Origin of the sequence: Streptomyces sp. McG3 (assembly GCF_018619185.1) — a bacterium.
Classification (GTDB): domain Bacteria; phylum Actinomycetota; class Actinomycetes; order Streptomycetales; family Streptomycetaceae; genus Streptomyces.
Window position 1 is genome coordinate 1 of the sequence record NZ_JAAXYC010000313.1, and the last position, 9055, is coordinate 9055.

The window sequence follows — 9055 nt, forward strand, 5'->3', positions numbered from 1 at the left end:
GCCCCACCCCACGCACCACGAGAGGCACCCATGACCGCCCCGCCGACCCGTCCGGCGATACGCGCCGAAGGACTCACCAAACGATTCGGGAAGAAGCAGGCCCTGGCCGGCGTGGACCTCGAAGCGGCCCCCGGCACCGTGCTGGGGGTACTCGGCCCGAACGGCGCGGGAAAGACCACCACGGTGCGGGTGCTGTCGACACTGCTGCGACCGGACAGCGGCCGGGCCTGGATGGCCGGTCACGATGTCCTCGCCGACCCGGAGGCCGTACGCCGCGACCTCGGGCTTTCCGGCCAGTACGCCGCGGTCGACGAGAAGCTGACCGGCCGGGAGAACCTGTACCTCGTCGCCCGGCTCTACGGGTTCGGCCGTCATGCGGCCCGCCGCAGGGCCGGGCAACTGCTGAGCAGCTTCGACCTGGAGGACTCCGCGGATCTGCCGAGCGGAACGTACTCGGGAGGAATGCGCAGACGGCTCGACCTGGCCGGCGCGCTGGTCGCGCGGCCGGCCGTGGTGGTCCTGGACGAGCCCACGACCGGCCTCGACCCCCGGGGCCGGGCCGACACCTGGCAAGCCGTCAGGGACCTGGTCTCCGAGGGAACGACGGTGCTCCTCACCACCCAGTATCTGGAGGAGGCGGACCAGTTGGCCGACGCCATCGTCGTCATCGAGGGCGGACACGTGGTCGCCCGCGGCTCGGCCGCCGAACTCAAGGCGCGGGTCGGCGGCGAGCGGCTCTCGCTGACCGTCGCCGAACCGCGGCACCGGGTCACCTCGGCCGAGATCCTGGCCACGCTCGGAGAGCACCTCCCCGACCTCGACCCGCGCACCGGCCGCCTGACCGTCGCCACCGACCACGGCGCGCAGAGCCTGGAATACGCCCTGGGCTGCCTGCGGCTGGCCGGCATCGCCGTCCGGGACGTGGAGCTGGCACCGCCGACCCTGGACGACGTGTTCCTCTCCCTCACCGGCCGCCCCCTGGAGCCGGGCAGACCTCCGGTCCCGACGGCCTCGACAGGTGTCACGGCGACCGGGGGCGATGGCCGGTGACCGCGGTCCAACGGCTGAGCCGCGACTCCTCCATCGTGGCCTGGCGCAATCTGCTGAACCTGCGCCGGACACCGGGATCGGTCATCGCGGCCCTGGTGCAGCCGGTCATGTTCGTCCTGCTGCTCGCCTATGTCTTCGGCGGAAGCCTCGGTGGGGCCGACTACCGCACGTTCCTGATGGGCGGCATCTTCGCCCAAGCCGTCACCTTCAACGCGGCGTTCACCGCCCTGGGCCTGGCCAACGACATGGACAAGGGCATCGTCGACCGCTTCCGCTCGCTGCCGATGCCCGCCATGGCGGTGCTCCTGGGACGGACCCTGTCGGACCTGACGATGAGCACGGTGACCCTGGTCGTCACCTCGCTGTGCGGGCTGCTGGTGGGCTGGCGGATCACCGCCTCCCCGGCCGACGCGCTCCTGGCCTACCTGCTGATCCTTCTCTTCGCCTTCGCGATGTCCTGGGTGGGAGCGGCGATCGGGCTGATGGCCCGCAGTGTCGAGGTCGCGCAGAGCGCGGGGCTGATCTGGCTCTTCCCGGTCACGTTCGTCTCCTCGGCGTTCGTCTCCACGCACACCATGCCCGGCCCGCTGCGGGCGATCGCGGAATGGAACCCGGTCTCCGCCACGGCCACCGCCGTCCGACAGCTCTTCGGCAATCCACCGCCGGCCGGCCTCCCGACGAGCGACACCTGGCCCGTCGTGCACGCGCTCCCCTACGCCGTGGCCTGCGCCTGCCTGATCACGGGCGCGTTCATGCTGCTCGCGCTCAGGAGGTTCCGGCGCATCACCCTCGGCTGAGGGACACCCCCTGGTGACGGGGCGAGCCGCGGCCATGGACGGCGAAGGCACGGGGCCGAATCGTGATCACCTCGGCTCCACCCTCCCACCGTGCCCCCAAAGTCGTCACTCGCCGAAGAACCCGGCGAATCCTCGATGCCGGGCCTCGCACAGGAACAGGAGGGTAGGCCAACCGATGAGAAATCATCTCGCGGACCAATCCACCGCCCGTCCTGTGGCGAATGCCCATTGCGCGGCTGCCCTGGAAGGAGCGCCGCGCAGTGCGGCACCGTCGACGATGGCTGCCGTACACCGTTCCTCGCGGTGACGGCCTGTGAGGAACAGCTGCCGCGGGTCGCCACTCCTGGGGTGCCCCGCGGCAGGGCTCCACCAGGAACCCGGCCTCCAGCACCCCGAGCCCGGGGCGGCACACCTGATCGGCTGCGCCGTCGCATCACGTACACCCGCCCCTCAGTCGATGGTGACGACGACGGACGGCCAGCCGCTGGCGCCGTCGGGGACGGTGCCTGTCCGCTTCTCCGTCTGTACCTGGCCGCCGCGTTCGGTGGCGCGGACGGTCAGTGTGTGGCTCCCGGGTGTCGCCTTCCACGGGAAGGACCACTGGCGCCAGGTGTCGATGTTCGCCTCCGTCGCGAGGTCGGCGTCCCGCCAGGGGCCGTCGTCCACCTGGACCTGAACCCGGTCGATTCCGCGGTGCTGGGCCCATGCCACGCCGGCGACCATCACCGTCCCGGCCTTGGACCGGGACAGCGGCTTGGGAACATCGATCCGGGACTGCGTCTTGATCGGTGCCCGACGGGCCCACGAGCGCTTGACCCAGTACGGGTCGTAGTCGGCGAACGTCGTGAGCTCGATGTCCTCGATCCACTTGCAGGCGGAGACGTATCCGTACAGCCCCGGAATGAGCATGCGGACCGGGAACCCGTGGATGAAGGGCAGCGGCTGCCCGTTCATCCCGACCGCCAGCATCGCGTCACGCCCGTCCATGGCGGCCTCCACCGGGGAGCCGAGCGTCATACCGTCCACGGAGCGCGCCACGAGCTGATCCGCGGGACCGCCCTTCGACGGAGGCCTGACCCCGGCTTCGGCCAGGACGTCGGCCAGCCGTACGCCCAGCCACCGTGCGTTGCCGACGTACGGCCCGCCGACCTCGTTGGACACGCAGGTCAACGTGATGTCCCGCTCGATCAGTTCACGCCGGAGCAGGTCCTCGAAAGTGAGCGTGACCGGGCGGGCGACGCCCCTGCCGTGGATACGCAGCCGCCAGGTGTCAGCGTCCACCTTCGGCACCACCAGAGCCGTGTCGACGCGGTAGAACGCCTTGTTCGGCGTGGTGAAGCGGCTGATGCCCGGAACCTTGAGCTGCGTGCCGGCCGGCAGCGGGGGCGCCGGCGAAGCCGGGGCGGGCAGCCGCACGGCGTTCCGGGACTCCACAGCCGCCTGCGACGCGTTACCGGTGAGATAGCGACCGAGTGCTCCCACACCGAGGGATGCGACCGCCGCCGCGGACGCGCCGATGACGAACCCACGCCGGTCCCAGCCCGCTCCGCGGTCCGAGTCCGCGTCCGCCGTGGCCCTGTCGGCACGAGGGGGTCGGGTGAGCCGCCCGATGAGGTAGTAGAGCAGCACCGCCGCCACCACAGCGCCCACCACGGAGGGGAGCGCGTCGGTGAAGCCCGTCGAGTCCGGCCGGGTCAGCGCGGCCGTCGCGCCGATCACCCCGAAGATCAGCACCCCTGCGGCGCCGACCCGGCGGAAGCGGAGTGCCACCACTCCCAGCACGATGGCCAACGCGGCCAGCGTGGCGAGGATGCCGAGCTGCAGGACCAGTTTGTCGTCCTCGCCGAAGTGGCGGATCGCCCAGTCCTTGACCGGCGTCGGCGTACGGTCGATGGCCGCCCCGCCCACGGCGGTAAGGGGCCCGGCCTGCGGGCGGACCGCGGCGGAGACCAGCTCGGCGACCGCGAGAGCCGCGAACCCGGCAAGCAGGCCGCTCAGTGCCCCCAGTGGCAGACGGACCCAGAGTTTCGCAGATGTCGTCACACTCAGGAGTCCAGACCAACTGTGCCTGTTTCGCCCTCCCTGCCGGGCCGGACCGATGGGATGCCACCCGAATGCACGACATGGAGGCACCGGTGCGGTCGGAGGCAGACGCCACCGTCGCTGCCCGCAGAGCGGAAGCGGCCCAGGTAGGTGTAGCCCGTTCGCGGAAGGATGGGATACCGGTGGCGGGCCCGCATCCAGGTGGATGCGGGCCCGCCAGACGTCGGCGTTCCCCGGTGGGGCTACCTCGGGGTCAGGACGGTGTCGATGATGTCGACGGTCGCGTTGGCGGTGGGAACGTTCCCGCAGACGATCTTCGCCGAGTCGTTGACCGTGAACGATTCGCCGGAGCCGGCGGTGGTCGGGGTGCCGCCCTCCAGGGTCTTGAACGACCCCTTCTCCATCTGCTGCCGGGTGATCTTCAGCGTGTGGTGCCGGCTGGCGAGGCCGGCACCACAGCCTCTGCGCTCAGCTCTGGTTCAGGGGCAGCGCGACGTCGGTGACCTGGTGGTTCTTGGGGAACGCTCCGACCACCTCGGCCTGGCCGGTCAGCACGTTGACCTCGTAGAAGCGGTAAGCGCCGTTGACGCTCAGTGCGGCGAAGCCCTGGTTCGTGCGGGCCCGGTGGGAGAAGTAGATGTCGAATCCGGCGTTCGGTCCCGCGTTGACACCGAGGTTCCCGGTGGGGGCGAGGGTGCCGGAGTTGGCGGGCGACTGGAGCGAGACCCGGTCGTTCGTCGTGTCGATGTCGAACAGGGCCGTCGCGGTGTCGGCGTTGAGGTCGTTGTTCGTGTACGCGGCGCCGGTCACGCCCTTGGCCGATGACGGGGGCGTCGTCGGGTTGGTGAGCGGGGTGTCGACGGTGGTGGTGCGCGGGGCGGCCGGGTCGTCGATGTTGTGGCGCAGGTTCTGGCCGGTGTCGCTGATGACGCGCAGCCGGTTCGCGGCCGGGTTGAAGTCGACCCCGAAGAACCTGCCGGCCAGGGCGACGGTCAGCTGGGAGACCTTGGCAGCCTTCGCGTTGCGGGTGTTCAGGGTGTAGATGCCGCCCTTGTCGCCGACCCCGTACAGCTTGGCGTTCTGCACCCGGAAGTCGATGCCCACCAGCTTGGTGTCCTTCTTGAGCCCGCTGACCTTACCCAGCTGCCACGGCTTGGACGGCTCGCCGGTACGGAACTCCACCAGCCGCTGACCGGAGGTCAGGCCGATCACCGAGAGACCGTCGTCTCCTGCCTTCTGCTCGAACGTGTCTCCCGGGCCGGACCCTCCCTGTACGGCCTGCGTGGGCAGCGGACCGGCCGCCCACGCGCCTGCCGATGCCGGCACGACCATGGACACCGCTGCGGTCAGGGCCGCGACGAGAACTGCTTTGCGCATCTGTGTCTCCTACGAGGTGCGACTCCCGGCCATCGGGAGTCAAGAGCGACGAGAACACGTGCGCATCTGAGCCGCGCGTCGCGCAGGCCCATCCAGCCCGCACCCGCACGGGGAGCTGCCGACGTTCCTGCCCGGAGGCGACAGGCCCGCCGCGCCGTCGACGAAGCGGGCACACAGGCCCACGAGGTCCCGTCGGCCGTTGGGAGAGCGGCCTCTCGTGGGCCACGGGGAGCGGCCCCGAATCTTCCATGGCCCGCTCCCGAAGGGCCGTTCCGCCCGAGCGGCCCAGAAGGCGGGAGGACGACGCAGAGCCTGTCCGGGCCGTACTGCCGACTACCGACGAGCGCCCGTCGCGAGTCCTCCATGGGAGTCATGAGCCTCTTCGGTGTTCACAGCTCGGACGCCACTCCGGGGGGTGACGTGCCTGACGGGCTGTCCGGTCGGCAAGGCCTTACGGTCTCGGGCCCAGGCGGAGGCCGGAGTACCGATAGGGTGAGATGTGTGAAGGAAGCGAAGACTGGGGCACGGCAGCGGCATCGGAGTGGCGGTGGCTCGCCGAATGCCGCGTGCGTGGTGCCTGGACGGGCAACGGCGCGGGCTGATGACCTGCTGGTGCTGATCGCCCACGGCAGCACGAAAGCTCTGGCCGAGCTGTACGACCTCGTCGCGCCGCTGCTTCTCGCCCTTCTGCGACCCCGGCATTCCACCGTGGAGCAGGCAAAGGATGCCCTGGTCGGCGTCTTCGCTCAGATTTGGCGTACGGCTCCCGCCTACAGCACGGGCCCCTATGCCCTGGACTGGATCATCGATCAGGCGCAGGGAGATTCGCGTACCGGAGCTCCCGGGCGGGCGGCGTGACGGCGTGACCCGGAACTCCGGTACGGCCTCGGCCTGGCCGCTGCCGGCTTCAGGCCCGGAACCGGTGTCGGACCAGAGACGCGCGAGGCGGCAGGGTTCGTCTCAGGGAATCGGACCAAGCACGACCTAACCGGCCACCGCACCCGCACCCTCACCCTCAAGGGCGTGTGGGACGGCCAGGGCCAACCGGTATCCCTCCGGGTGCCGCGGAACACCCCTCGATGACACAGCGTCCGCCCCGGGGCCGGCGGGTGCCACGGCAGACTGTCAGTGCGTCTGCTTCGGGCAAAACGCGGCGCATGCCGTCGCAGCAGAGATACCGGCACGTCCAGTGCCCTCCGTACCTCCATGCGTCCACTGACCGGATCAGACGTCGCAACTCGTTCGGCAGGTGGCGTCGAACGCGGCTCCTCGGCAGGATCGTGGGAGCACACCGGTTCCGGCCCGATCACACACGAGCACCGCACCAGCCAGCCGGCAGCCCGTCAGGAAACCCGGCGAGCAGCCGGCGTCAGGACCGCCGCGGTACGCATCGGCCCGCCGCGGACCGCCCGGATCAACAACGCGCCACAACCGTTCCCACCAGTCGAAACACAGGTCGACAAGGCCTCCGACAGGCCCGCTAGGAGACAGACGTGAAGATGCTCATCAACGTTCCCGAGACCGTGGTCGCCGATGCCCTACGGGGCATCGCGGCCGCACATCCCGAGCTGACCGTCGATGTGGAGAACCGGGTCGTCATGCGGCGGGACGCGCCCGTGGCGGGAAAGGTGGGCCTCGTCTCCGGGGGCGGTTCGGGGCACGAGCCGCTGCACGCCGGGTTCGTCGGGCCGGGGATGCTGTCGGCCGCCTGTCCCGGGGAGGTCTTCACCTCCCCCGTGCCCGACCAGATGCTGCGGGCGGCGGCAGCCGTCGACAGCGGGGCGGGGGTGCTGTTCGTCGTCAAGAACTACACCGGTGACGTGCTCAACTTCGAGATGGCCGCCGAGCTCGCCGACGACGAGGGGATCCAGGTCGCCCAGGTGGTGGTGGACGACGACGTGGCCGTGAGCGACAGTACGTTCACCGCCGGGCGGCGCGGTACGGGAGCGACGCTGTTCGTCGAGAAGATCGCCGGAGCCCTGGCGGACGAGGGTGCTCCGCTGGAGCGGGTGGCCGCCGTCGCGCGGCAGGTCAACGGGGCCTCGCGCAGCTTCGGGGTGGCGCTGGGCGCCGTCACCACTCCGGCCAAGGGCAGTCCCACCTTCGATCTGCCGACCGGGGAGCTGGAGTTGGGTATCGGCATCCATGGGGAGCCGGGGCGTGAGCGGCGGCCGATGATGACGTCCGGGGAGATCGCCGACTTCGCCGTGAACGCGGTGCTGGAGGACCTGCGCCCCACCGGACCGGTGCTCGCGCTGGTGAACGGCATGGGGGCGACACCGCTGCTGGAGCTGTACGGGTTCAACGCCGAGGTCCATCGGGTCCTGTCCGAGCGGGGTGTCCCGGTGGCTCGTACGCTCGTGGGGAACTACGTGACGTCGCTCGACATGGCAGGCTGTTCGGTGACGCTGTGCCAGGTCGACGAGGAGCTGCTGCGCCTGTGGGACGCGCCCGTGCGGACGGCCGCGCTCCGCTGGGGCCGCTGAGCGCCGACGGGTCCCCGTGACCGTGTGCGACCCCGGTGCGGGTTCGGCGTACAGCCCGTGCCGCCGCCGGGACGATCCGTTCCGGGTGGGACCGAGGAACAGGAGATCATGTGCTCGACACCGACTTCTTCCGCCGCTGGATGACCGCTGTCGCGGCGTCCGTGGAGCGTGAGGCGAACCATCTGACCGAGCTGGACTCGGCGATCGGGGACGCCGATCACGGCAGCAATCTCCGGCGCGGCTTCACGGCGGTGACGGCGGTGCTGGAGAAGGATGCCCCCGCCACTCCCGGTGCTGTGCTCACCCTGGCCGGACGGCAGCTCATCTCCACCGTCGGCGGGGCGTCCGGACCGCTGTACGGGACGCTGCTGCGCCGTACGGGCAAGGCGCTCGGGGACGACGACGAGGTGACGCGGGACCAGCTGGCCCGGGCGTTCGCGGCCGGGGTCGCCGCGGTGGGACAGCTGGGTGGCGCGCAGGCCGGGGACAAGACGATGCTCGACGCATTGCTGCCCGCGGCGGAGGCCCTCGCCACCTCGTTCGAGGGCGCCGCGAACGCGGCTCGCGCGGGCGCCGAGGCGACGGTGCCGTTGCAGGCGCGCAAGGGCAGGGCCAGCTATCTCGGCGAGCGCAGCATCGGCCACCAGGACCCGGGCGCGACCTCGTCGGCGCTGCTGGTCGAGGCCTTGGCGGCGACGGCGGACGGAGCGGGCGCGTGAGCGGCGAGCGGCAGGTGGGCATCGTTCTGGTCTCCCACAGCGGTGCCGTCGCCGAGTCCGTCGCCGAGCTGGCCCGGGGCCTCGCGGCCGGCGGGGTGACCGCGCCGGTCGCCCCGGCCGGCGGGCTGCCGGACGGCGGGCTCGGGACGAGCGCGGAGCTGATCGGCCGGGCCGCCGCGTCGGTGGACCGGGGTGCGGGTGTCGCGGTCCTGGTGGACCTGGGAAGCGCGGTCCTCACGGTGAAGGCCATGCTCGCCGAGGGCGACGAGCTGCCCGAGGGCACTCGGCTCGTGGACGCGCCGTTCGTGGAGGGCGCGGTGGCCGCGGTGGTGACCGCCTCGGCGGGCGGCGACGTGGCCGCGGTGGAGGCGGCGGCCTCGGAGGCGTACGGCTACCGCAAGACGTAGCGCTTTCCTCCGGGTCGTGCCGGGCCCGCGTGGCGCCCCGCACCGTGCCGCCACAGACTTGACGACATGTCGACAGGCAGGCGCAGTGCGGGGCTTCTCCTCTTCCGGGTCACGGAGAGCGTGGGCGAGCGGGATGTCGAGGTGCTGATCGGGCACATGGGCGGGCCGTTCTGGGC

Annotated in this window: 8 protein-coding genes and 2 pseudogenes; 7 read left to right on the forward strand and 3 right to left on the reverse strand. The window is 71.3% G+C overall.

The features are described 5' to 3' along the window. Positions 1 to 30: 30 nt before the first annotated feature. A complete protein-coding gene (locus HET64_RS32370) occupies positions 31 to 1050 on the forward strand; it encodes an ATP-binding cassette domain-containing protein (RefSeq protein ID WP_215110717.1) in 1020 nt (339 codons plus the stop codon). Beyond that, the gene (locus HET64_RS32375; RefSeq protein ID WP_215110718.1) at positions 1047 to 1847 is read left to right on the forward strand and encodes an ABC transporter permease; all 801 of its coding nucleotides are present in this window, start codon (positions 1047 to 1049) and stop codon (positions 1845 to 1847) included. Before HET64_RS32370 ends, HET64_RS32375 begins: the two co-directional genes overlap by 4 nt. A 450-nt stretch (positions 1848 to 2297) precedes the next feature. Here the strand turns inward: HET64_RS32375 and HET64_RS32380 are convergent, their stop codons facing one another. From HET64_RS32380 to HET64_RS32390, 3 genes and pseudogenes are all read right to left on the reverse strand, one after another. Then, on the reverse strand, positions 2298 to 3890 hold the full coding sequence (locus HET64_RS32380) for a molybdopterin-dependent oxidoreductase (RefSeq protein ID WP_215110719.1): 1593 nt from the start codon (positions 3888 to 3890) through the stop codon (positions 2298 to 2300). Positions 3891 to 4132: 242 nt separating this feature from the next. Further along, positions 4133 to 4312, reverse strand: a pseudogene (locus HET64_RS32385) (fasciclin domain-containing protein); the annotation flags it as partial. 46 nt (positions 4313 to 4358) lie between these two features. Next, positions 4359 to 5267: a DUF4394 domain-containing protein gene (locus HET64_RS32390; RefSeq protein WP_215110721.1), complete on the reverse strand. Its 909-nt coding sequence runs from the start codon at positions 5265 to 5267 to the stop codon at positions 4359 to 4361. A gap of 501 nt (positions 5268 to 5768) precedes the next feature. Here HET64_RS32390 and HET64_RS32395 point away from each other — a divergent pair. From HET64_RS32395 to HET64_RS39375, 5 genes and pseudogenes are all read left to right on the forward strand, one after another. Then, a complete protein-coding gene (locus HET64_RS32395; RefSeq protein ID WP_215110722.1) occupies positions 5769 to 6125 on the forward strand; it encodes a hypothetical protein in 357 nt (118 codons plus the stop codon). 635 nt (positions 6126 to 6760) lie between these two features. Beyond that, entirely contained in the window at positions 6761 to 7753 is a 993-nt protein-coding gene (gene dhaK, locus HET64_RS32400; protein ID WP_215110723.1) for a dihydroxyacetone kinase subunit DhaK, read from the forward strand. A gap of 110 nt (positions 7754 to 7863) precedes the next feature. Beyond that, positions 7864 to 8472 carry a dihydroxyacetone kinase subunit DhaL gene (gene dhaL / locus HET64_RS32405; RefSeq protein WP_215110724.1) on the forward strand — a complete coding sequence of 203 codons (609 nt, stop codon included), beginning with the start codon at positions 7864 to 7866 and terminating at the stop codon, positions 8470 to 8472. Continuing rightward, positions 8469 to 8879, forward strand: coding sequence for a PTS-dependent dihydroxyacetone kinase phosphotransferase subunit DhaM (locus tag HET64_RS32410; protein WP_215110725.1), 411 nt, complete (start codon positions 8469 to 8471; stop codon positions 8877 to 8879). The genes dhaL and HET64_RS32410 overlap by 4 nt, the downstream gene beginning before the upstream one ends. A gap of 66 nt (positions 8880 to 8945) precedes the next feature. Further along, positions 8946 to 9055 (forward strand): annotated as a pseudogene (locus tag HET64_RS39375) (DNA mismatch repair protein MutT); the annotation flags it as partial.

What these genes read in the sequence shown, in the direction of transcription:
- HET64_RS32370 (WP_215110717.1), top strand. Translation starts at nt 31, where the DNA reads ATGACCGCCCCGCCGACCCGTCCGGCGATACGCGCCGAAGGACTCACC.
- HET64_RS32390 (WP_215110721.1), bottom strand. Translation starts at nt 5,267, where the DNA reads ATGCGCAAAGCAGTTCTCGTCGCGGCCCTGACCGCAGCGGTGTCCATG.